The organism is Gemmatimonadaceae bacterium (assembly GCA_020851035.1).
Taxonomy (GTDB): Bacteria; Gemmatimonadota; Gemmatimonadetes; order Gemmatimonadales; family Gemmatimonadaceae; genus JACMLX01.
This window is the reverse complement of sequence record JADZDM010000004.1, coordinates 1-23715: the sequence shown is the minus strand read 5'-3', so window position 1 is coordinate 23715 and position 23715 is coordinate 1. Positions and strand designations below refer to the sequence as shown.

At 69.6% G+C, this 23715-nt stretch carries 21 protein-coding genes; 20 read left to right on the top strand and 1 reads right to left on the bottom strand.

Going from position 1 to position 23715, the window contains the following annotated elements; all coding sequences use genetic code 11:
* The first annotated feature begins 4 nt into the window (after positions 1 to 4).
* The gene (locus tag IT355_03000; GenBank protein ID MCC7052207.1) at positions 5 to 1918 is read left to right on the top strand and encodes a fumarate reductase/succinate dehydrogenase flavoprotein subunit; all 1914 of its coding nucleotides are present in this window, start codon (positions 5 to 7) and stop codon (positions 1916 to 1918) included.
* The gene (locus tag IT355_02995) at positions 1918 to 2694 is read left to right on the top strand and encodes a succinate dehydrogenase/fumarate reductase iron-sulfur subunit (protein MCC7052206.1); all 777 of its coding nucleotides are present in this window, start codon (positions 1918 to 1920) and stop codon (positions 2692 to 2694) included. The genes IT355_03000 and IT355_02995 overlap by 1 nt, the downstream gene beginning before the upstream one ends.
* A 78-nt stretch (positions 2695 to 2772) precedes the next feature.
* On the opposite strand, the gene IT355_02990 is transcribed toward IT355_02995, so the two are convergent.
* Positions 2773 to 3327, bottom strand: coding sequence for a dCTP deaminase (locus IT355_02990; GenBank protein MCC7052205.1), 555 nt, complete (start codon positions 3325 to 3327; stop codon positions 2773 to 2775).
* Between the two features lie 186 nt (positions 3328 to 3513).
* Between IT355_02990 and IT355_02985 the strand changes: the two genes are divergently transcribed.
* From IT355_02985 to sucD, 18 genes are all read left to right on the top strand, one after another.
* Complete coding sequence (locus IT355_02985) at positions 3514 to 3918, top strand: NADH-quinone oxidoreductase subunit A (GenBank protein ID MCC7052204.1); 405 nt, start codon at positions 3514 to 3516, stop codon at positions 3916 to 3918.
* On the top strand, positions 3909 to 4538 hold the full coding sequence (nuoB, locus tag IT355_02980) for an NADH-quinone oxidoreductase subunit NuoB (GenBank protein ID MCC7052203.1): 630 nt from the start codon (positions 3909 to 3911) through the stop codon (positions 4536 to 4538). The genes IT355_02985 and nuoB overlap by 10 nt, the downstream gene beginning before the upstream one ends.
* On the top strand, positions 4535 to 5227 hold the full coding sequence (locus IT355_02975) for an NADH-quinone oxidoreductase subunit C (GenBank protein ID MCC7052202.1): 693 nt from the start codon (positions 4535 to 4537) through the stop codon (positions 5225 to 5227). The genes nuoB and IT355_02975 overlap by 4 nt, the downstream gene beginning before the upstream one ends.
* Positions 5228 to 5367: 140 nt before the next feature.
* Positions 5368 to 6537 carry an NADH dehydrogenase (quinone) subunit D gene (nuoD, locus tag IT355_02970; GenBank protein MCC7052201.1) on the top strand — a complete coding sequence of 390 codons (1170 nt, stop codon included), beginning with the start codon at positions 5368 to 5370 and terminating at the stop codon, positions 6535 to 6537.
* Positions 6534 to 7058 carry an NAD(P)H-dependent oxidoreductase subunit E gene (locus tag IT355_02965; protein MCC7052200.1) on the top strand — a complete coding sequence of 175 codons (525 nt, stop codon included), beginning with the start codon at positions 6534 to 6536 and terminating at the stop codon, positions 7056 to 7058. Before nuoD ends, IT355_02965 begins: the two co-directional genes overlap by 4 nt.
* Complete coding sequence (nuoF, locus tag IT355_02960) at positions 7058 to 8383, top strand: NADH-quinone oxidoreductase subunit NuoF (GenBank protein ID MCC7052199.1); 1326 nt, start codon at positions 7058 to 7060, stop codon at positions 8381 to 8383. Before IT355_02965 ends, nuoF begins: the two co-directional genes overlap by 1 nt.
* A 34-nt stretch (positions 8384 to 8417) precedes the next feature.
* Positions 8418 to 9956, top strand: a complete 1539-nt coding sequence (locus IT355_02955; GenBank protein MCC7052198.1) for a (2Fe-2S)-binding protein — start codon at positions 8418 to 8420, stop codon at positions 9954 to 9956.
* A 14-nt stretch (positions 9957 to 9970) separates the two neighbouring features.
* The gene (gene nuoH, locus IT355_02950) at positions 9971 to 11236 is read left to right on the top strand and encodes an NADH-quinone oxidoreductase subunit NuoH (protein ID MCC7052197.1); all 1266 of its coding nucleotides are present in this window, start codon (positions 9971 to 9973) and stop codon (positions 11234 to 11236) included.
* A gap of 41 nt (positions 11237 to 11277) precedes the next feature.
* Complete coding sequence (locus tag IT355_02945; GenBank protein MCC7052196.1) at positions 11278 to 11733, top strand: NADH-quinone oxidoreductase subunit I; 456 nt, start codon at positions 11278 to 11280, stop codon at positions 11731 to 11733.
* Entirely contained in the window at positions 11730 to 12257 is a 528-nt protein-coding gene (locus tag IT355_02940) for an NADH-quinone oxidoreductase subunit J (protein MCC7052195.1), read from the top strand. Before IT355_02945 ends, IT355_02940 begins: the two co-directional genes overlap by 4 nt.
* Positions 12254 to 12547: an NADH-quinone oxidoreductase subunit NuoK gene (nuoK, locus tag IT355_02935; protein ID MCC7052194.1), complete on the top strand. Its 294-nt coding sequence runs from the start codon at positions 12254 to 12256 to the stop codon at positions 12545 to 12547. The genes IT355_02940 and nuoK overlap by 4 nt, the downstream gene beginning before the upstream one ends.
* Before the next feature lie 13 nt (positions 12548 to 12560).
* On the top strand, positions 12561 to 14621 hold the full coding sequence (gene nuoL, locus IT355_02930; protein ID MCC7052193.1) for an NADH-quinone oxidoreductase subunit L: 2061 nt from the start codon (positions 12561 to 12563) through the stop codon (positions 14619 to 14621).
* Positions 14618 to 16141, top strand: a complete 1524-nt coding sequence (locus IT355_02925; protein MCC7052192.1) for an NADH-quinone oxidoreductase subunit M — start codon at positions 14618 to 14620, stop codon at positions 16139 to 16141. Before nuoL ends, IT355_02925 begins: the two co-directional genes overlap by 4 nt.
* Positions 16138 to 17700, top strand: coding sequence for an NADH-quinone oxidoreductase subunit N (locus IT355_02920; GenBank protein ID MCC7052191.1), 1563 nt, complete (start codon positions 16138 to 16140; stop codon positions 17698 to 17700). The genes IT355_02925 and IT355_02920 overlap by 4 nt, the downstream gene beginning before the upstream one ends.
* Positions 17697 to 19061: a phosphomannomutase/phosphoglucomutase gene (locus IT355_02915; GenBank protein MCC7052190.1), complete on the top strand. Its 1365-nt coding sequence runs from the start codon at positions 17697 to 17699 to the stop codon at positions 19059 to 19061. The genes IT355_02920 and IT355_02915 overlap by 4 nt, the downstream gene beginning before the upstream one ends.
* A gap of 22 nt (positions 19062 to 19083) precedes the next feature.
* Positions 19084 to 21528, top strand: a complete 2445-nt coding sequence (locus IT355_02910; GenBank protein MCC7052189.1) for a UPF0182 family protein — start codon at positions 19084 to 19086, stop codon at positions 21526 to 21528.
* A 141-nt stretch (positions 21529 to 21669) separates the two neighbouring features.
* Positions 21670 to 22812: an ADP-forming succinate--CoA ligase subunit beta gene (sucC, locus tag IT355_02905; protein ID MCC7052188.1), complete on the top strand. Its 1143-nt coding sequence runs from the start codon at positions 21670 to 21672 to the stop codon at positions 22810 to 22812.
* The gene (gene sucD, locus IT355_02900) at positions 22809 to 23678 is read left to right on the top strand and encodes a succinate--CoA ligase subunit alpha (GenBank protein ID MCC7052187.1); all 870 of its coding nucleotides are present in this window, start codon (positions 22809 to 22811) and stop codon (positions 23676 to 23678) included. Before sucC ends, sucD begins: the two co-directional genes overlap by 4 nt.
* Positions 23679 to 23715 lie beyond the last annotated feature (37 nt).

Below are 23715 nucleotides of genomic sequence, written 5' to 3'. Positions count from 1 at the left end.
GCATATGGAACTGAAGTCCAAGATCCCGTCGGGTCCACTCGAGCAGAAGTGGGATGCGCACCGCTTCGGCATGAAGCTCGTGAACCCGGCCAACAAGCGGAAGTACCACGTGATCGTGGTGGGCGCGGGGCTGGCCGGCGCGTCGGCCTCGGCCACGATGTCGGAGCTCGGCTACCAGGTGTCGTGCTTCGTGTACCACGACTCGCCGCGGCGCGCGCACTCGATCGCGGCGCAGGGCGGCATCAACGCGGCCAAGAACTACCAGAACGACGGCGACTCCATCCGCCGGCTCTTCTACGACACGATCAAGGGCGGCGACTTCCGCGCCCGTGAGGCGAACGTCTACCGCCTCGCCCAGTGCTCGGTGAACATCATCGACCAGTGCGTGGCGCAGGGCGTGCCATTCGCGCGGGAGTACGGCGGCCTGCTGACCAACCGCTCGTTCGGGGGCGCGCAGGTGAGCCGCACCTTCTACGCCCGCGGGCAGACAGGCCAGCAGCTCCTGCTCGGCGCCTACCAGGCACTCGAGAAGCAGGTCGGGAAGGGCGCCGTCACCATGCACACGCTGACGGAGATGGTGGACCTCATCGTCGTCGACGGCGTCGCCCGCGGCATCGTCGCGCGCGACCTGCGCACGGGGAAGATCTCGTCGCACCTCGCCGATGCGGTGGTGCTCGCGACCGGCGGCTACGGCAACGTGTTCTTCCTCTCGACGAACGCGAAGCAGTCGAACGTGACGGCCACCTGGCGCGCCTACAAGCGCGGCGCGGCGTTCGCCAACCCCTGCTTCACGCAGATCCACCCCACGTGCATCCCGCAGGCCGGCGACCACCAGTCGAAGCTCACGCTGATGTCGGAGTCGCTGCGCAACGACGGTCGCTGCTGGGCACCGGTCAGGAAGGGCGACACGCGCAACCCGCGCGACATCCCCGAGTCCGAGCGCGACTACTACCTCGAGCGCAAGTACCCGAGCTTCGGCAACCTGGCGCCGCGTGACATCGCCAGCCGCGCCGCGAAGGAGGTCTGCGACGAGGGCCGCGGCGTCGGTGACACCGGCCTCGGCGTCTACCTCGACTTCGCCGACTCGATCACGCGGCTGGGCGAGCACGCGATCCGCGAGCGGTACGGCAACCTGTTCGAGATGTACGAGCGCATCACGGACGAGAACCCGTACAAGCAGCCGATGCGCATCTACCCGGCCGTGCACTACACGATGGGCGGCACCTGGGTGGACTACAACCTGATGAGCACCATTCCCGGCCTGCACGTGCTGGGCGAGGCGAACTTCTCCGACCACGGCGCCAACCGCCTCGGCGCCAGTGCGCTGATGCAGGGCCTGGCCGACGGGTACTTCGTGATCCCGGTGACCATCGGCGACTACCTGGCACAGGCGAAGCTCGCGCCGGTGACGGCCGACCATCCGGAGGTGAAGGCGGCCGAGGCGGCGTCGAACGCCCGGATGAAGCAGCTCGTCGGGATCAAGGGGAAGCGCGCGACCGACAGCTTCCACCGCGACCTCGGCAAGATCATGTGGGAGAAGTGCGGCATGGCGCGCAACACCGCGTCGCTCACCTCGGCCATCCAGGACATCGGGGCGCTGAAGGAGGAGTTCTGGCGCAACCTCAACGTGCCGGGCAGTGACGCGGACCTCAACCAGGCGCTGGAGAAGGCCAACCGCGTCGCCGACTTCCTCGAGCTGGGGGAACTGATGTGCCGCGATGCCCTCGAGCGCGAGGAGAGCTGCGGCGGCCACTTCCGCACCGAGTACCAGACGCCCGACGGCGAGGCGCTGCGCAACGACGACCAGTTCGCGCACGTGGCCGCGTGGCAGTACAACGGCGAGTCCGCCGCGCCGACGCGGCTCGTGGAACCCCTCACGTTCGAGAACGTGCAGCTCAGCCAGCGGAGCTACAAGTGATGAAGTTCACGTTGAAGGTGTGGCGACAGGCCAGCCCGACGAGCGCCGGACGGCTCGAGACCTACCAGGCCACCGACATCCCGTCGGATGCGTCGTTCCTCGAGATGATCGACATCGTGAACGACCACCTCGAGGAATCCGGGAAGGAGCCGATCGCGTTCGCGCACGACTGCCGCGAGGGGATCTGCGGGAGCTGCAGCATGATGATCGACGGCGTCGCACACGGCCCGGTGAAGGGGGCGGCGACCTGCCAGGTGCACATGCGCACGTTCACCGATGGCCAGGAGATCACCATCGAGCCGTGGCGCTCGGCGGCGTTCCCGGTGCTCAAGGACCTGATCACCGACCGGGCGGCGTTCGACCGGATCATCCAGGCCGGCGGGTACATCAGCGCCCCGACCGGCGGCGCGCGTGATGCCAACGAGATCCTGGTGGCGAAGACCGACTCCGATGCCGCCATGGATGCCGCGGCCTGCATCGGGTGCGGCGCCTGCGTGGCCGCCTGCCCGAACGGCTCGGCCTCGCTGTTCACGGCGGCCAAGGTCGCCCACCTCGGGCGCCTGCCGCAGGGGCAGCCCGAGCGCTACAAGCGCGTCGAGGCCATGGTGGCGCAGATGGATTCGGAGCACTTCGGGCACTGCACCCTCTACGGGGAGTGCCAGGAGGCGTGCCCGAAGCAGATCTCGATCGACGTGATCGCGCAGATGAACCGGGACTACATCGTGGCGATGGCCACCAGGAAGCCGGAGATGTCGGGGTCGAGCGGCAACGGCTGAGTTCGACAGGACAGGACACGCGCGGGGCCCGGCACCGAGGAACTGGTGCCGGGCCCCGCAGCGTTCCGGCCCTGCGTCCTAGAGCTTCGGCAACGTGATGCCGACCTGGGCCTGGTACTTCCCGCGCTTGTCCCGGTAGCTCACATCCGGCGGGGCGTTGCCCTGCAGGAACAGCACCTGGGCGATCCCCTCATTGGCGTAGATCTTGGCCGGCAGCGGCGTGGTGTTGGAAATCTCCAAAGTCACGAAACCTTCCCATTCCGGCTCGAACGGGGTGACGTTGGTGATGATCCCGCACCGGGCGTAGGTGGACTTGCCTACGCAGATCGTGAGGATGTCCCGCGGAATGCGGAAATATTCCACAGACCGGGCGAGGGCGAAGCTGTTGGGGGGGACGATGCAATGGTCCCCCTCGAACTCCACGAAGCTCTTCGGGTCGAAGTCCTTGGGGTCCACGATGGAACTCAGGACGTTGGTGAAGATCTTGAACTCGCGGGCGACACGCATGTCGTAGCCGTACGAGGACACTCCGTAGCTGATGACACCCTCTCGGACCTGTCGGTCCTCATAGGGTTCGATCATCCCGTGGTCGAGCGCCATGCGGCGGATCCACGCGTCGTTCATGATGGCCATGGCGCGGGAACGTAGCGGGGCTGGGTCCGGCATGCCACCGTCCGACACTCCCTCCGCATCGGGCCGGTCCGCAGGGGGTGCCGGCGGCGGCTGCGACGGGCTCTGGCGAGCGTTGAAGTACGTCCCGTTGACGGCTACCTTGCCCGTGACCGGTTAGTGAATTTTTTCACGAGCTTTCGACCACGAATGGGGCTCCAAGCGTACCTGCCTATCCTGATGTTGATCGGTTTCGTTCTGCTGAACGCGGCCGTGATCATCGGTTTGTCACACTGGGCCATGCGCCGGCGACCGAGCCTCGTGAAGTCGGAGGCCTACGAATCCGGCATCCCGGTCATCGGCGACGCCCGGGAGCGCTTCTCGGTCAAGTTCTACCTCGTGGCGATGCTCTTCATCGTCTTCGACATCGAGACGGTCTTCCTCATTCCGTGGGGCACCGCCTTCCGCCGCCTCTCCTGCAGCACGGCCCTGGTGGACGGGATGTGCACCGGCGCGACCAGTTTCTTCGGGCTCGGTGAGATGCTCGTGTTCATGGCGATCTTCGCCGTGGGCCTGGCCTACGTGTGGCGCAAGGGAGCACTGCAATGGGATTGACACCGGCATCCGCCGGCGCGCGCGTGTCGTACGATCCGCCGTCGCAGGAGGGCTGGATCACGACGCGGCTCGAGTTCCTGGTGAACTGGTCGCGCGCGAATTCCCTCTGGCCGATGCCGTTCGGCACCGCCTGCTGCGCCATCGAGTTCATGGCGACGGCGGCCAGCCGCTTCGACCTCGCGCGGTTCGGGATGGAGCGCCTGAGCTTCTCGCCGCGCCAGGCCGACGTGCTCATCTGCGCCGGACGCGTGCCGTACAAGCTGGCGCCCGTGATCCGACGCATCTACGAGCAGATGCCGCAGCCGAAGTGGGTGATCTCGATGGGCGCCTGCGCGTCCAGCGGGGGCATGTTCGACAACTACGCGGTGGTGCAGGGCATCGACACGATCATCCCGGTGGACGTGTACGTCCCGGGCTGCCCGCCGCGGCCCGAGGCGCTCATGTACGGCGTGCTGATGCTGCAGGACAAGGTCATGCGGAACCGCTCGATCTCGGACCAGGCGCAGTACGACGAGATCACCATCGACCCCACCTCCAAGCTCTACATCCCGCCGGCGCGCATCGACGAGCTGTCCGAACCCTTCGGCAACTCCGTGCACCAGACCCGGTCGGCACCATGACGGTGCTTCCGGGCGCCGCCCTCCCGTCCGGCACGCCGGATCCCGTCACCCCGCGCGGGCTGCCGCACCGCGGTGGCGACGCCAACCCCTCGGTGGAGGCCCTCCGCGCGCGCTTCGGCGGCGCCATCGGCCGCCATGAGGTCATGTGGGGCGAGACCACCGTGTGGGTCGAGCCGGCGCGCATCCGCGAGATCGTGCTCTGGCTCCGCGACGACCCCACGCAGCAGTATGACTACCTGGTGGACGTGACCGCGGTGGAGCATCGCGACGCCGGCCGCCCGCTCGAGATGGTGTGGCACGTGCGCTCGCTCCCGTATCGCCGGTTCCTGCGGCTCAAGGCGGCCCTGCCCGACGGCGCCGACCTGGAGGTGCCGAGCATCGAGCCGGTGTACAAGTCCGCCAACTGGCTCGAGCGCGAGGTGTGGGACATGTTCGGCATCCGGTTCGCCGGCCATTCCGACCTCCGCCGCATCCTGCTCTGGGAGTCGTACGCCGAGGGCTACCCGCTGCGGAAGGACTTCCCGCTGCGGGGTCGCTTCAGCCGTTCGGAGCAGCTGTCGCAGGCGCTGGCGGCGAACCCCGAGGCGCGCTACTCGATGGAGGAGCTGACGGTGGCGGACGCCTTCCACGAGCTGCCGGCGGACATGCGGGCGCGGCTGCTGGCCGAGCATGACGAGGTGGGGGCATGACGACCACCACCCGCACGGTGGACGTGGAGCTGGCGACGCCGGTGCTCGGGGCGGACGGTGTGCTGCGACGGGCACCGCTGACGGCGGATGCCGCCGGTCACGTCGTGCCGCGCGACCTGGAGCCGGGATTCGAGCCCGACATGGGCAGCGAGCGGATGCTGATCAACATCGGCCCGCAGCACCCGGCCACGCACGGCGTGCTGCGCCTCGTGCTCGAGCTGGATGGCGAGACGGTGATCCGCTGCGTGCCGCACATCGGCTATCTCCACTGCGGCTTCGAGAAGATCGGCGAGTATCGCCAGTACAACCAGATCATCCCGTGGACCGATCGCGAGGACTACCTCAACTCGATGGGAAACAACATCGCCTACGCGCTCGGCGCGGAGCGGTTGTTCGGCATCGAGATCACGCCGCGGTGCACCGTGCTGCGCGTGATTGCGATGGAGCTCTCGCGCATCATCTCGCACCTGGTCTGGCTGGGCACCACCGCGGTGGACCTCGGCGCGTTCACGCCGTTCCTGTGGACCTTCCAGGAGCGCGAGACGGTCTACAACCTGTTCGAGAGCTGGGTGGGGGCGCGGCTCACCACCAGTGCGTCGCGGATCGGGGGCATGGCCGCCGACCTCCCGCCGGGCTGGGTGGACGGGCTGAAGGGGTTCCTGCGCTCGCTGCCGAAGACGCTCGACGAGACCGACCGGATGCTCACGCGCAACGGCATCTGGGTCGGGCGCACGGTGGGCCTCGGGGTCATGACCGCGCCCGAGGCCATCAACTACGGGCTCTCCGGCCCGATGCTGCGCGCCTCCGGCGTCGCCTACGACGTGCGGAAGGACTTCCCGTACCTCGACTACGACACCTACGACTGGGACATCGTCGTCGGCTCGCGCGGCGACGTGTACGACCGCTACCTCGTGCGCCTCGAGGAGATGCGGCAGAGCGTGCGGATCATCGAGCAGGCGCTCGAGCGGCTGCCCGACGGCCCGCTGAACATCGATGACCCGCGCGTGATCCTACCCGCCAAGAGCAAGGCGACGAGCGAGATGGAGTCCATGATCCATCACTTCAAGCTGGTGATGGAGGGGCCACGCCCGCCGGTGGGCGAGTGCTACGTGCCGACCGAGAGCCCGAAGGGCGAGAAGGGGTACTACCTCGTCAGCGACGGCACCTCGAAGCCGGTCCGCTGGCGCATCCGGCCACCGGCCTTCGTCAACCTGTCCGCCATCTCGAAGATGGCCGAGGGACACCTGTTGTCCGACGTGATCGCGATCAATGCCAGCATCGACATCGTGATGGGGGAGATCGACCGATGAGCCTCCACGCGATGGCACCGGACGGGCACGATGCCCACACCGCGCATGTGCCGGTGTTCACCGGGGCGCGCCGGGCCGAGCTCGACGAGCTGCTCACGCGCTACCCCACCAAGATGGCGGCGCTGCTGCCGGCACTCTGGATGCTGCAGGAGGACCGGGGCTGGGTGAGTCCGGAGGGGATGGCCGAGGTGGCCGCCGTGCTCGACCTCACGCCGGCGTACGTCAAGGGCGTGGTGTCGTTCTACACGATGTACCACCAGCACCCGGTGGGCCGGCACTTCGTGCAGGTCTGCACCACCACGCCCTGCAACGTGTGCGGCGCCGAGGACGTGGTGCATGCCTTCCTGCGGGAGACGAAGTGCGGGGAACTGGGCGTGACGTCGCCCGACGGCCGGTTCACGGTGATCGAGGTGGAGTGCCTCGGCGCCTGCGGCTTCGCGACACCCGTGATGATCAATGACGCGCTCGTGGAGTGCGTCTCGGTGGACAGCGTGAAGGACCTCGTCGCGGGGCTCGACTGATGGGCTATCCGCATCCGGCACACCCGCGCGAGACGCCGGTGATCTCGCGGTACTTCGGCGACGCCGAGGCGCGCACCCTGGCCGGCTGGCAGAAGCGCGGCGGCTACGAGGTGCTGCGCCAGGCCCTGGCCACCGATCCCGTCGACGTGCAGAACGTCGTGAAGGACTCCGGGCTCCGCGGGCGCGGCGGCGCCGGCTTCCCGACCGGCGTGAAGTGGAGCTTCATGAAGCCCGACGGCAAGACGCACTACCTCACCATCAACGGTGACGAGTCGGAGCCGGGCACGTTCAAGGATCGTGAGATCATGCGCTGGACCCCGCACCAGCTCGTGGAAGGTGCGGCCATCGCTGCCCACGCGATCTACGCGGAGACGGCGTACATCTACATCCGTGGCGAGTACACCGAGCCGATCCACCGGGTGCGTGAGGCGGTGAAGGAGGCGTACGCCGCCGGCATCCTCGGCGCGAATGCGATGGGCAGCGGCAAGCGGGTGGACGTGCACGTGCACAAGGGTGCCGGCGCGTACATCTGCGGCGAGGAGACCGCGCTCATGAACTCGCTCGAGGGGCGGCGCGGGAACCCGCGCATCAAGCCGCCGTTCCCGGCCGTGGCCGGCCTGTTCGCGCAGCCGACCACGATCAACAACGTGGAGACGGTCAGCGCCGCGCAGCACGTGCTGCGCCACGGCGCCGACTGGTACAAGTCGCTCTCGTCCCCCGCGAACCCGAAGAGCACCGGCACCAAGCTCTTCTCGGTCTGTGGCAACGTGGCGAAGCCGGGCAACTACGAAGTCGGCATGGGCTTCCCGATGAAGGAGTTCCTCTGGGACCTCTGCGGCGGCCCGCCCGCCGGACGCCGTTTCAAGGCGATCATCCCCGGCGGCTCCTCGGTGCCGATCCTCACCCCCGAGGAGTGCGAGGGGGCGGTGATGGACTACGAGGGCATCCAGGCCGCCGGCTCGCTGCTCGGCTCCGGCGGCGTGATCTGCTTCGACGACTCGCAGGACATGGTGCGCCAGATCGCGCGCCTGGCCCGCTTCTACGCCCATGAGTCCTGCGCGCAGTGCTCGCAGTGCCGCGAGGGCACGGCCTGGACCACCCGCATTCTCGAGCGGATCCGCGACGGGCAGGGCACGATGCAGGACCTGGACACGCTGCTGGAAATCGCGGACAACATGTCGGGGAAGACGATCTGCGTGCTCAGCGACTCGTGCGCGACCCCGGTGGTGAGCGGGTTGAAGAAGTTCCGCCACGAGTTCGAGGCGAAGATCCCGAAGAACCGGTCGAGCGTGATGATCCCGGGCTTCTCGCCCGCGGCGGCCTGAGGTGACGGCCCCCGCAGCGCCCGCGAATCCGGGCATGGTGACCCTCACGATCGAGGGCCGCGAGGTGATCGTCGCACCGGGCACGAGCCTGCTCGAGGCGGCGAAGACGGTCGGCGTGCTGGTGCCGCACTACTGCTACCACCCGTCGCTGCCCGTGGCCGGCGTCTGCCGCATGTGCCTCGTGGAGGTGGAGAAGTTCCCGAAGCTCGCGCCGGCCTGCGCCACCACGGTCGGTGAGGGGCAGGTGGTGCACGTGCACTCGGAGAAGGCGCGCGAGGCCCGCAAGGGCGTGCTCGAGTTCCTGCTCATCAACCACCCGCTCGACTGCCCGATCTGCGACCAGGCGGGTGAGTGTGAGCTGCAGGACTACACGTTCGCGGAAGGCCGGAAGGACTCGCGGTACATGGAGCCGAAGCGCTTCAACCCGATGGAGGACTTCGGGGGAGACGTGGTGTACGTCCCGAACCGCTGCATCCTCTGCACGCGCTGCGTGCGGTTCATGGACGTGGTGGCGCAGGACCCGGTGCTCTGCGTGGCGGAGCGCGGCGACCGCGCCTACATCGGCAAGTTCGAGGGCCAGGACCTCACCAGCCCGTGGGCGTCCAACGTCGTCGACCTCTGCCCGGTGGGCGCGCTCCTCTCGAAGGACTTCCTGAACAAGGCGCGTGCCTGGGAGCTGGATCGCGCCGCGTCGATCTGCACGGGGTGCTCGCAGGGGTGCAACGTGATGGTCGAGACGCGCGACGGGGTCGTGGTGCGCATCCGCCCGCGGCCCAACGCGGCCGTGAACCAGCACTTCGCCTGTGAGGTCGGCCGGATGCACTACCGGTGGATGAACCGGCGCGACCGGCTCGAGGTGCCGATGGTGAGTGACGGGCAGGGGCTGGCGCTGGCGACGTGGGATGCGGCGCTCACCGCCGCCGCGTCGGAGATCGCATCGGCTGGTCGCGTCACCGTGCTGGCGTCACCGGCACTCCCGAACGAGGCGCTCTTCCTGCTGCAGCGCATCGGCGCGCACGTCGGCGCCTCGCTGGTGATGACGGTGCCCCGCGGCCCGGAGGCTCCGCTGCCGGGCGTGACGGATCTTGCCCTGCGCGCCGAGCGCGCACCGAACCACACGGGGGCCGAGCTGCTCGGCTTCACCGACGTCTCGTCGCCGATGGCCGGGCTCGGGGCCAACGACCTGGTGATCGTCGCCGACGCCGCCGTCGCGTCCGTGCCGGCGGGGGTCCGGGTGATCGTGGTGGGCACCGTCCTCGATGCCACCCTCGCTGGCGCCACCATCGTCGCGCTCCCGGTGTGCAACGTCGCGGAGGAGGATGGCACCTTCACCAACCTCCGCGGCCGCGTGCAGCGGTTCCTCCAGGCGAAGGCGCCCCCGGTGCAGGCCCGTCCCACCTACCGCGTGCTCGGCGCGCTGGCCGAGGCGCTGGGTGCCGGCGCCTACCCGCCGCTGGCCGCTGACGTCTTCGCGAGCCTGGCGGCCGCCGTGCCGGCGTTCGCCGGTCTCTCCTACCGTGGCCTCGGGCTGCAGGGCGCGGACGTGACGCTGCCCGCGGAGGCGACGACCTGATGGGCCCTTTGCTCATGACACCGATCGAGGACAACAGCACCGCATTCGCCATCGCGTCGGCGATCAAGGTGCTCGCGTTCTTCGGGGTGTACCTCGTGACCGTGGCGCTGCTGACCCTCGCCGAGCGCAAGATCAGCGCGTGGATCCAGGATCGTCACGGCCCCAACCGGGCCGGCCCGGGTGGCCTGCTGCAGCCGGTGGCCGACGGGGTGAAGAACTTCATGAAGGAGGAGCTGTCGCCGGGTGCCGGCAACAGCATCATCTTCACGCTCGCACCGGCGATCGCATTCTGCACCGCGATGGTGAGCTGGGCGGTGATTCCCTTCGCCTCGCCGCTGCCGACGCCGTGGGGGGTCGTCTCGCTCGCGATCGCCGACCTCCAGGTGGGGTTCGTGTTCACGCTCGCGATCGCCTCGCTCGGTGTGTTCGGGATCACCCTCGCGGGGTGGTCGTCCAACAACAAGTACTCGTTGCTCGGTGGCCTCCGCTCCAGCGCCCAGATGATCTCGTACGAGATCTCGATGGGGCTCTCGATCATCCCGGTGCTGCTGCTGGCCGGCAACGTGACGATGGACTCGATCGTGCGCCAGCAGGCGAACGGCGGCTGGAACGTGCTCAACCTCTCGGTGGCCTTCCTCACCTTCCTGATCTCCGCCTTCGCCGAGACGAACCGCCTGCCGTTCGACCTCCCGGAGGCCGAGAGTGAGCTGGTGGCCGGCTATCACACCGAGTACAGCTCGATGCGGTTCTCGATGTTCTTCATCGCGGAGTTCGCGAACATGGTCACGACCAGCGGCCTGATGGCGACGCTCTTCTTCGGTGGCTGGGACATCCCGTTCACGTCGTGGGACAACACCGGCGACCCGTCGCTGCTGAAGACCCTCCTCACGCTCGGGTCGTTCGCGACCAAGGCCGGCTTCTTCCTGTTCTTCTACATGTGGATCCGCTGGACGTTGCCGCGCTTCCGCTACGACCAGCTGATGTCGCTGGGCTGGCGGTTCCTGCTGCCGCTGGCCCTCGGCTACATCGTGCTGATCGCCTCCGTGCTGCTCGGGCTGCAATCGGCGGGCATCCGGCCGGGCGCCCTGCAGACGGGGATCCTGCTGGTGCTGAACGTGGTGGTGCTGGTGGCGGTGTTCGTGCTGTTCGACCGCGGTCGCCTGCTCAGCCCGACCACCGCCAAGATGACCGCCACCGAGATGCTGCGGCTGCGCATGCTCGACCGCGCCGGCTCGACGCTGTCGGCGGACATGCGGCCGGAACCCGGGACGGGGGACTGATGGCGATCAAGGTCAAGGTCATGGACCGGCCAGTGGAGCAGGTGAGCTACGTGCGCGCGACGCTCTCCGGCCTGGCGCACACCTTCCGGCACCTCGTCGACCCGCACAAGGTCACGACGCAGTACCCGGAGGAGACCGAGGCGCTCTCGCGACGCTGGCGGGGCACGCATCGCATGCTCACGACCGAGGACGGTCGCGCGAAGTGCGTCGGGTGCGGGCTCTGCCCGACCGTCTGCCCGGCCAACTGCATCAAGCTCGTGCCCGGCGAGGACGAGCAGGGCAACCGGTTCCCGCTGGTGTTCGAGATCGACGAGTTCCGCTGCATCTTCTGCGGCTACTGCCAGGAGGTGTGTCCCGAGGAGGCGATCCATGTGGGTCGCCACTACGAGAACGCGGAATACACGCGTGACGGCTTCGTGTACGACCTCGAGCGGCTGACGGCGCAGACGCACCCGGTGAGCGAGTTGTGGGACCCCGCAGACCCGGCAGGGGAATGATGGGCACGTTCTACACCTTCCATTTCTGGTTCTTCTCGGCGATGGCCGTGGTCGCGGCGCTCTTCATGGTGACGCGCCGGAACCCGGTCGTGGCGGCGCTCTGGCTGGTCAACGTGATGTTCGCGCTCGCCGCGCTGTACGTGATGCTGGGCGCCCACTTCCTCGGCGCAGCGCAGGTGCTCGTCTACGCCGGCGCGATCATGGTGGTCTTCGTCTTCGTGGTCATGCTGCTCAACCTCGGCGAGGGTGACCCGCGGGAGGCACGCGGCATGGCGGCGGCGGTGGGCGCGTCCGCGATCAGCGGTGCGCTGGCTGCGGAGCTGCTGTACGTGGTGCGGGCGACCGGCGTGCCCACCGGCCCCCTGCAGGCCGTCGACGCGGACGCGCTGGCCGCCATCGCCGACTCGCTCTTCACCGAGAACCTCGTCGCGTTCGAGGTGACCTCGGTCCTGCTGCTGGTGGCGGTGGTCGGCGCGGTCGTGCTGGCCAAGCGCGGCCGCATCGCCCCGGAGGTGCGCCCATGATCCGTGAGGCCCTGTTCGTCTCGGCGCTCCTGTTCAGCATCGGCGTGCTCGGCGTGCTCACCCGCCGCAACGCGCTGATCCTCTTCATGTGCGTCGAGCTGATGCTCAACGCGGTGAACCTGTCGTTCATCGCGCTCTCCCGCCTGCATGGCGTCTCCGGCCAGGTTTTCGTGCTGTTCGTGATGACCGTTGCCGCGGCCGAGGCCGCAGTCGGCCTGGCGATCGTGATCAGCGTGTTCCGGCATTATCGCACGGTCGATCTCGGCCGCATTCGGCTGCTCAGAGGGTAGCGACTCCCCACGCATGTCCACTTCCATCGCGTCACAACTCGTCTGGCTCATCCCCGCGCTGCCGTTCACCGGCTTCGCGGTGAACGGGCTGCTCTCGCTGCTGCCGGCCTGGCGTGGCGGGGGCGGCCCGGACGTGCCGGCCGGCCGCAGGACCCTCGTGAGCCTCGTCGGTGTGGGGGTGATGCTGGCCGCGCTCGGCCTGACGGCGGCGCTGCTGCCGGCGGTGGCCGACACGCCGGGTATCGTCTCGTCCTCGCTCGGCGAGTGGATGGCGGCCGGCTCGCTGCACGTCAACTGGGAGCTGCGGGTCGACCGGCTCAGCCTCCTGATGATGTTCGTCATCACCGGCGTCGGGTCGCTGATCCACATCTACAGCATCGGCTACATGGCCGATGACGCCGGGTTCGCCCGCTACTTCGCGTACCTGAACCTCTTCGTCGGCTTCATGCTCATCCTCGTGATGGGCGCGAGCCTGCCGGTGCTCTTCATCGGCTGGGAGGGCGTGGGCCTGGCCTCGTACCTCCTGATCGGCTTCTGGTTCGGTGACCTCGCCAACGTCGTCGCGGGCAAGAAGGCGTTCGTCGTCAACCGGATCGGCGACTTCGGCCTGCTGGTGGCGATGTTCCTCCTCTTCACGAACATCGGCTCACTCGACTTCAGCGTCATCACCGAGCAGCACGCCGTGCTCTCGACGTCGCTCGCGACCGCGATCTGCCTGTTCATGTTCCTCGGCTGCGCAGGGAAAAGCGCGCAGCTTCCGCTGTACGTCTGGCTGCCGGACGCGATGGCCGGACCGACGCCGGTCTCGGCGCTCATCCACGCCGCGACGATGGTGACGGCGGGCATCTACCTGATCGTCCGGAACGCCGCGCTGTTCTCGGCCGCGCCGGTGGCCTGCCTCGTGATCGTGCTCGTCGGTGCGCTCACGGCGCTGTGGGCGGCCACCGTCGGCCTGAAGCAGTGGGACATCAAGAAGGTGCTGGCGTATTCGACCGTCTCACAGCTCGGCTACATGTTCGTGGCCGTGGGCGCGGGCGCCTACACGGCCGGCATGTTCCACCTGGTGACGCACGCCTTCTTCAAGGCGCTGCTCTTCCTCGGGGCCGGCGCGGTCATCCACGCCATGCACCACGCCCTGCACGCCACGCATCGCCACGACGACCCGCAGGACCTGCGCAACATGGGTGGCCTGATGCAGCGCATGCCGGCCACCGGCACCCTGATGTGGATCGCGACACTCGCCATCGCCGGGATCCCGCCCCTCGCCGGATTCTTCTCGAAGGATGCCATCCTCGCGGCTGTGGCGGAGCGTGCGATCGAGTCCCCCCTGGCCGAGTCATCGCTCGGGCCGGTGCCCGGTGCCGTCGTCCTCTGGTTTGCGTACGGCGTGGCGCTCGTGACCGCATTCCTCACCGCCGTCTACATGACGCGCCTGATGCGCTATGCCTTCCACGGCACCTTCCGTTCCGGTGAGGATGTCGCGGCGGCGGTGCATGACTCACCCTGGCTGCTCCGTGGGCCGCTGGTCGTGCTGGGCGCGCTGACGCTGGTGGGCGGCTGGCTCCAGCTGCCCGACGTGCTGCCGCTCGGGCGCACCGGGCTGCTCGACGCCTGGCTCGCCCCGGTGTCCGGCTCGTCGTCGGTGCTGCTCGCCGGCACCGGCCGCCTGTCGCACCAGACCGAGTACCTGCTCATCGGCATCGCCATCGCGGTGGCGGTGGCCGGCATCGGCGTGGCCATGACCGTGCTCAAGCCGGCGGGACTCGTGCGAAAGTCGGAGTCGCCAGCCGACACCGGCATCGGGCTCGTGCTGGCCAACGATTACTACGTGGACACCGCGATCGAGCGCGGCGTGGTCGGCCCGACGGTCGCGGCCGCGCGCCGCATCTTCTGGCGCGGCCTCGACATCGGGGTCATCAACGGCGCACTGGTGCAGGGCAGCGCCCAGGTCTTCCGGCTCGTCTCCGGCGTCGCCTCGCGCATGCAGGCGGGCTTCGCTGGCAGCTACATGTGGGCGATCGCGATCGGGGCCGTCGCACTGCTCGGCGCCTTCACGCTGCGGGGCGGCCAGTGAGCACCGCCGCCGACATGCTGCTGCCCGCGGTGCTGCTCGTCCCGCTGCTCGGGGCACTGCTGGTCTGGCTGCTGCCACGCGGCGCGGCGGACACGCACGCCGGGCTCGCGCGCTCCGTCACCATCGGCCTGCTGCTGGTGACAGCGGTGCTGGCCGTCGCGCTCTGGTTCGCCGTGCCGGAGGGGCTGGCGCAGGTGGACTTTCCGTGGATCGACGAGTTCGGGTCGCGGCTGCGGCTCGCGGTGAACGGTGTCTCGCTCCCGATGGTCCTGCTCACGGCGCTGCTGATGCCGCTGGCCGTCATCGCGATGGATCACACGAGCGTATCCCATCGCGCGGCCTCGTATTACGCCCTGGTGCTGCTGCTGACGGCCGGCATCCTCGGCATCTTCCTCGCCGCAGACCTGCTGCTGTTCTACCTGTGCTGGGAACTGATGCTGGTGCCGCTGTACTTCCTGATCGGCGTCTGGGGCTCGGCGCGCGGTCCCGCGGCCGGCACGACGTTCTTCATCTACACCATGCTCGGCTCGCTGCTGATGCTGGTGGCGGTGGTGACGGTGGCCGGTGCGGCTGGCGGCACCACCTACGAGGCGCTGCGCGTGATGGCCGCATCGCGGCCGATGCCGGTCACGACACAGCTCTGGTGCTTCGGCGCCTTCGCAACCGCCTTCCTCGTGAAGAGCGCGCTCGTCCCCTTCCACACCTGGCTGCCGGACGCGCAGGGTGAAGGGCCACCGCTCGCCGCGGTGGCACTCGGCATCAAGGTCGGCACCTACGGCCTGATCGCCATCGCCTACCCACTCTTCCCGGCGGCCGGCATGCACCCCACGGTGCGGCTGGTGCTCGCGTCCCTCGGCGTCGTGGCCGTGCTGTACGGCTCGATCACCGCGCTGGCGCAGCCGGATTTCCGCCGCGTGATGTCGTACGCCTCGGTGGCGCACCTCGGGTTCGTGGTGCTGGGCGTCAGCGCATTCACGCCCGGATCGCTGCAGGGGGCGCTGGTCGTGATGGTGAACGCCGGCATCACCACCGGCGGCATGTTCATCCTGCTTGGCATGCTCCGGGAGCGGCTCGCCGACGACCGCTTCGCCGCGCTCGGTGGCCTCGCGAAGCAGGCCCCTGCCTTCGGCGCGCTGGCCGTGCTCTTCGCGCTCGCCAATGCCGGCCTGCCCGGCACCAACGGATTCGTCGGCGAGTTCCTGGTGCTGCTGCACTCCTTCCCCCGGTTCCCGGTGCTCGTCCTCCTGGCCACCGCGGGCGTGATCCTCGCGGCCGCGTACCTGCTCTGGGCCGTGCAGCGGACGTTCTTCGGTCCGCCGGCCGAGGGCGCGCCCTCGCTGCGTGACCTCAGCCTGCGTGAGGCGGGCGTGATGGCCTGCTTCGTGGTGGCGATCGTCGGCCTCGGCCTCGCGCCGGCGCCGCTGCTGGATCGCATGGAATCGTCCCTCGCGTCATTGGTGACGACGGTGACCGAATCGGCCGCACTGTTGCCCACGGCCGCCGCGGCGGTGGCACCGTGACGGGCTTCAGCTTCGCCGCGCTGGACCTCGGCGCCCTCCTCCTGCCCGAGCTGGTCGTCTCCGTCGGCGGCATGCTCGTGCTGCTGTTCGGGGTCTTCGGCAACGAGGGCGCGGCACACACGCGCCGCGTGCACCTGCTTGCCGTGGTCGTGACGCTGGCCGGACTGCTGGCCACGGCGATGATGGCGCGGGCGGTGCCGCCGCTCGGCGCCAGCACGGGACCGCTCGCGTTCGATGGCTTCCGCTGGGCGTCCGCCTCCGTGATCCTGCTCGGCGTGCTCGGGACGCTGGTGATGGCGATGGAGTACAACGAGGGCGCCGCGCTGCATGCCCCCGAGCCGCCGGCGCTGGTGCTGTTCGCCGCCGCCGGGATGCTGCTGCTCGTCGGTGCGCGCGACATGATGCTGATCTTCCTTGGCATCGAGCTCATGTCACTGTCGATCTACGTGCTCACCGGGCTCGATCGCAGCCGCGCACGCTCGGCCGAGGCGGCACTCAAGTACTTCCTGCTTGGCTCCTTCTCGACCGGCTTCCTGCTGTACGGCATGGCGCTCCTCTACGGCAGCACCGGGAGCACGAACCTGCCCGCGATGTCGGCCGCGATCACCGCCGGCAACCTCGTCACCGACCCGCTGCTGATCGGCGGGCTGGCGCTCCTCTTCGTCGGCTTCGCCTTCAAGATCGCGGCGGTGCCGTTCCACATGTGGTCCCCCGACGTGTACGAGGGGGCGCCGACGCCGTACACCGCCTTCATGGCGGCCGGCGTGAAGACGGCGGCCTTCGCCGCCTTCGCGCGCCTGCTGCTGGACGGCCTGGGCGCGGCGTATGGCTCGTGGCACTACGCGGCGTGGGTCCTTGCCGCCGTCACGATGGTGGTGGGCAACGTGCTGGCGCTGGTGCAGCAGAACGTGAAGCGCATGCTCGCCTACTCCAGCGTCGCCCACGCCGGCTACCTGCTGGTGGCGATCACCAGCCATTCCAGCGATGGCGTGGCGGCGATCGTGTTCTACGCCCTCGCCTACACCCTCGCCACCGTCGGGGCGTTCGCTGTCGTCAGCATCGTGTCGGGTGGCGTGGAGCGGCGCACGAACCTCAGCGACCTCGCCGGGCTGGCCCGCACGCGACCGGCGCTGGCCACGGCGATGGCGGTCTTCATGCTGTCGCTGATGGGGTTCCCGGTGGCCGGCGGCATGGGCTTCTTCGCGAAGTGGTACGTCCTCCGGGCCGCGATCACGGCGCCGGCCCCGCAGGTCCGCCTGGCGGTGATTCTCGTCCTCGCCAGCGTCGTGTCCGCGGCGTACTATCTCGGCGTGATCCGCGCCATGTTCATGCAGCCGCCCGCCGACGAGACCACGGGCCGTGCCCCCGTCGCCGCCCGCATGACCGGCGGCGTGGTCGCGATCGCCGCCGTCGTGCTGCTCGTCCTCGGTGTCTACCCCGGCCCGGCAGTGCGGTGGGCGCGGGCCAGCACCCTTCCCATGACCCCGACGCGCAGTGTGGGTGCGCCGTCGTCGGTCCAGGCGTCCGTGCTGCCTGATTCACAACCCGTTCTGCCATGACCATCGCTGCAGGCATCTTCCGGCAGTATGACATTCGCGGTGTCGTCGGTGACGACCTGACCGTGGAGGCCGCCGAGGGCATCGGCCAGGCCTATGCCGCGCTCCTCGACGAGCGCGGCCTCGCCGGTCCCGTCGCCGTCGGCCGCGACAACCGGCCCAGCGGCGCCGCCTTGCGCGACGCGCTCGTGCGCGGGCTCACCACGCGCGGCCGCGACGTGATCGACATCGGCGTCGGGCCGACCCCGCTGCTCTACTGGTCGCTGCACCACCTCACGGTGGCCGGCGGCATCCAGATCACCGGGTCGCACAACCCGCCGGAGTTCAACGGCTTCAAGATCTGCGTCGGCACCGGCTCGCTGCACGGCAGCGGGATCCAGCGCCTGCGGGACCTGCTCGAGGCCCCGGCGGCCACGCAGACGGGCAGCGTGTCGCACGCGGACCTCAACGCCGACTACGCCGAGGACATTCTCGCGCGCACCGGGCCGCTCCCGCGCCGCCTCAAGGTCGTGCTCGACGCCGGCAACGGCGCCGGTGGCCCGCTGACCGAGGCCATCTTCTCGCGCATGAACATCGAGGCCACCTATCTCTTCACCGAGAGCGACGGCACCTTCCCGAACCACCACCCGGACCCGACCGTCGAGGAGAACCTCGTCGACCTGATCGAGGCGGTGCGGCGCACGGGGGCCGACATCGGCATCGCATTCGATGGCGACGCCGACCGCATCGGCATCGTCGACGGCGACGGCACGATCATCTGGGGCGACTACCTGCTGCTGCTCTATGCCCGCGACGTGTTCGCGCGCACGGGCGCCGGCCAGGCGATCATCTTCGACGTGAAGTGCTCGCAGGCGCTGCCCGACGCGATCACGAAGGCGGGAGGGACGCCGGTGATGTGGAAGACCGGCCACTCCCTCATCAAGGACAAGATGAAGGAGCTGCACGCACCGATCGCCGGTGAGATGTCGGGGCACATGTTCTTCACCGAGGGCTTCTACGGCCACGATGACGCGCTCTACGCCGCCGCCCGCATCCTGCGCATCGTGGCGTCGAGCCCGGGCAGCGTCCGCGACCTGCTGGCCGACGTGCCGTCGTACTTCAGCACCCCGGAGCTGCGCGTGGACTGCCCGGACGACAAGAAGTTCGCACTCGTCCAGGCGGCGTCGGCGCACTTCCGCCAGTCGCGCGAGGTGATCGACGTCGACGGCGCCCGCGTGCTCTTCGGCGACGGCTGGGGCCTGATCCGTGCGTCCAACACGCAACCGATCGTCGTGCTGCGCTTCGAGGCACTCACGGCCGGGCGGCGCGACGCGATCCGCGCCGAGTTCAACGCCTGGTTGCGCTCGCAGGGCGTGGAGGCCTGATCGTGGCAAGCGAGCGGCCGTGATGATCCGCCGCCGCGGGCTGCTGACGCTGGTCGTCGGCGTGGTGGTCGTGCTCGCGGCGGGCAGGGCATGGGGAGCGCTCATCGGCGACCATGCCTGGTTCGATGCCCTCGGGTTCGGGGATGTCTGGTGGTGGCGCACGAACGTCTCGCTGGTGCTCAAGTGCACCGCCGGCACGGTGGCGGCGCTGGTCATGCGGGCGCACCTGGAGGCGGTGCGGCGCTCCTTCGTGAGCCTGGTGGTGCCGGGCAGCGTCGGCAACCTCCAGGTCAACGGCGCCGTCCCTGAACGCACGATCTCGCTCACCCTCTGGGCCTGCGCCGTCGCCGTGGGCGTGCTCCTGACGGTGCCGGTCGACGACTGGGTGCCGCTCGCGACGGTCCTCGATGCCCACCCGTTCGGCGAGTCCGATCCGTACTTCCAGTACGACCTCGCCTTCTGGACGGCATGGCTCCCGCTCGAGCTGCAGGCGTACACGTGGGCGCTCGTCTCCCACGCGGTGATGGCCATGCTCACGATCGTCGGCTACGTGCTCACGCGCGGCATCGCCACCGACGGCCGTGCCGTCCGCATCACGCGCCACGCACGACGCCACGTCACCGTGCTCGGCGCCATGCTGCTCTGCCTCATCGCCTGGAGCTATCGCCTCGACGGGTTCGACCGGCTCGTCAACGGCGGCGGCAGCGGGACGTTCGGCTTCGCCGACCACCGCATCGGACTGCCCGGCGGCATCGTGATGCAGGTGGTGTCGCTCGCCGCCGCCGCCGTCGTCACGTGGAGCGCGTGGTCGGCCCAGCCACGCTCTGCGATCGCGGCGGTGACCACGGTGCTCCTCATGGCGCTGCTCCTGCGCCAGGGGCTGCCGCTGCTCGCCGACAGCGTGGCCGGTGACGTCGACAGCACCACGCGCGAGCAGCGCTACCTGGAGACCCACGCCAGCTACACGCGCCGCGCCTACGAGTCCGATCGCGTGCTGCCCGCCGACCCCGGCGACACCGCCTCGCTCGCCGCCACGCCGCTGTGGGACCGCGCGACGGTGCCGCACGCCACGCCGGGGCAGGTGGCATCGCTCGTGGGCTGGGATGCCTCCGCCGGTGTGCCGGGCGCCTACGTGTTCGATGCGCAGCGCACGCCGGGGTTGCTCCCCACCTGGCACGCGCTGCCGGTGGCCATCACCAGCGAGACCCCGTTCCGGAACGTCAACACCCGCGGCGGCGTGGCGCTGCCCCCGATCGCGGTCAGCGACTCGGGCCGTGGCTATGCGATCGTGAGCGACCCGTCGCACCGCATTGCCGCACCGTCCATCGCGGCCACCTCCGCCCGGCTCGCGCACGCCTGGAACCAGCAGAACCTGCGCCTCCTGTTCGCCACGGTGCCGCAACCGTCGCCGGTGCTGGTGACGGAACGCGATGTGCGTGCGCGGCTCGCGCTCGTCGCGCCGACGCTGCGCACCGGCGCGCAGGTCGCGGCCGTCGTCGTGGCTGACTCCCTGCTGTGGGTGGCGGAACTGTACGCGGTGAGCGCGACCTACCCGCTCTCGGAGCACCTGCCGTTCGCGGACGGCGCGATGGAGGTCACGGCCGCCCAGCATGCAGCGACGGCGCTCGTGAATGCGCACACGGGTCGCATCCTGCTGGTCACGGAACGGAACCCGCCGGCGCTGGCCAGGCGTCCGCTGCACCGCCTCGCCCGGCACCTGACCATGCTGGACCGCCTGCCCGACGCCGTGCGCCGCGCGCTGCCGCCCCGCGCCGACGCCCTCGCCCTCGAGGGTGCGGTCGCGGCGCGCTTCGGCACGCGGACCCTGCGGGACGACGCGCCGGCAACGCGGAACGGGGGAATCACGGGGTACCTGCTCGTGCGCGGCGCGGTCTCCGACAGCGCCGTCGCGGAAGACGCGCAGGTGCCGGTCTGGCTGCCGATGCGGAAGGCCTGGGCGCACACTGCCGCGGCGATCGACGTGCGCGGCATCGTGCGCGGGGTGCTGATCGCGCCGGGCGGCGGCGACCGCCGCACGCGCTGGCTGCCGAGCGACGACGCCGCACCATACGAGGGGGTCGAGCGTGCGGCCCGCGACGTCTCCGACTCGCTGCGCCAGCCCGGCAGCCTGGCTGGCGCGCATCGCGGGACCACCCGGGTGCTGCCCGGTGCCGACGCCCCCCGGTTCCTCACCCCGTACCTCACCTTCCGCGACGGCCGGCCGACACACCTCGCCGCCGTCCTCGTGACGGATGGCATCCGCCGGGGGACGGGGGTGACGGCGCCGGAGGCGGCGCTCGCCTGGCGCGAGGGTGCGCGCGCCGCGCAGCCTGGCTCCGCCGCGGCCGCATTGTACCGGCAGATGCGGACGGCGCTGCAACGCGGCAGCTGGACGGATTTCGGGGCCTCGTTCGAGGCCCTCGGGCGCGCCCTCGGCGTGCCGCCCCCGGACTCCGTGCCGCGATGAGCCGCCGACACCGGTTATCTTGCCGCCGGCACCTCGGCGCCCATCACGGGCGCTGGTTCCACCCCCGGCAGCCGCGGCACGCGCCGCCGGGGATCACAACATCACAGTCGCTGCAATCACTCGATCGCAGATGGAGCGTGTGTGAACCTTCATGAATACCAGGCCAAGGAGATCCTGCGGCGCCACGGCGTCCCGATCCCCGATGGCGACATCGCAACCACGCCCGACGCCGCCGAGGCGCTGGCCGTCCGGTATGGCGTGCCGGTGATGGTCAAGGCGCAGGTCCACGTGGGCGGCCGCGGCAAGGCCGGCGGCGTGAAGTACTGCCCGACGCCGGCCGCGGCGCGCGAGAAGGCGACCGCGATCCTCGGCATGGACATCAAGGGCCTGACCGTCGAGAAGGTGCTGGTCACGATCGCCGAGGACATCGGCAGCGAGGCGTATGTCGGCATCATCGTCGATCGCGCCACGAAGAAGCCGGTGTTAATGGTCAGCGCGGCCGGCGGCATCGACATCGAGGAAGTCGCCGCCACCACGCCGGAGAAGATCAAGTACCATCCCGTCGACCCGCGCTACGGGCTGCGGACGTACGAGGCGATGGAGATGGGCTTCTTCCTCTACGACGACGTGAAGCAGGCGCGCGCCGCCGCGAGGATCATGCAGCAGCTCTACGCCGCATTCATCGAGAGCGGCTGCTCGCTGGCCGAGATCAACCCGCTGGTCGTCACGCCGGCCGGCAAGGTCGTGGCGGTGGACGGCAAGATGGTGATCGACGACAATGAGCTCGAGCGCCTGCCGGCGATCGAGGCACTGCGCGACGAGAGCAGCGAGGACCCGGCGGAGGTCGATGCCCGCAAGGCGAACCTCACCTTCATCAAGCTCGACGGCAACGTCGGCTGCGTGGTCAACGGCGCCGGCCTGGCGATGGCGACGATGGACCTGGTGAAGTACTACGGCGGTGACCCGGCGAACTTCCTCGACATCGGCGGCTCGTCGAACCCGGAGAAGGTCGTCAACGCGCTGCGCATCATCACGGCCGACAAGAACGTGAAGGCGATCCTGTTCAACATCTTCGGCGGCATCACGCGCACCGACGACGTCGCGAACGGCATCGTGACCGCCACGAAGGCCAACCCGCTCACCGTCCCGATCGTGATCCGCCTGACAGGCACCAACGAAGAGCTCGCGATGCAGATCCTGACCGAGAACGGCTTCACCGCATCGTCCGACATGGACGAGGCGGTGCAGAAGGCCGTGGCCCTGGCAACGGGAGCCGCCACGTGAGCATCTTCATCGACAACGACACCACGCTGCTGGTGCAGGGCATCACGGGCCGCGACGGCTCGTTCCATGCGAAGCAGATGATGGAGTACGGCACGAAGGTCGTGGCCGGCGTCACGCCCGGGAAGGGTGGCCAGCAGTTCGAGGGCACGGTGCCGATCTTCAACACCGTCGCCCAGGCCGTCGCCGCCACCGGTGCGAACACGTCGGTGATCTACGTGCCGCCGCCGTTCGCCGCCGATGCGATGATGGAGGCAGCGGCCGCCGGCGTGAAGCTGATCGTCTGCATCACCGAGGGCGTGCCGGTGCTCGACATGACGAAGGTGTATCCCTTCGTGAAGGAGATGGGGGCCCGCCTGCTCGGGCCGAACTGCCCGGGGCTCATCACGCCCGGCGCGTCCAAGGTGGGCATCATCCCGGGGCGCATCTGCACCCCCGGCCCGGTGGGTGTCGTGAGCCGTTCGGGTACGCTCACCTACGAGATCGTGAACCTGCTCACCCGGGCCGGCATCGGGCAGAGCACCTGCGTCGGCATCGGCGGTGACCCGATCAACGGCACCAACTTCATCGACGCGCTGGCGGCCTTCGAGGCCGACCCGCAGACCAAGGTGGTGGCGATGATGGGCGAGATCGGCGGCACCGACGAGCAGGAAGCGGCGGAGTTCGTCCGCACGAAGATGACCAAGCCGGTCGTCGGCTTCATCGCCGGCCAGACGGCACCGCCGGGACGCCGCATGGGCCACGCCGGCGCCATCATCTCGGGCTCGGCCGGCACCGCCGCCGAGAAGCTGGAAGCGTTCGAGAAGGCCGGCATGGGCATCGCCCGGCGCCCGATGGACTTCGTCGAGCTGGTCCGGGCGCGGCTCTAGCCCCGGGCAGTTATCTTCCCGACGCGCCCGGTCACCC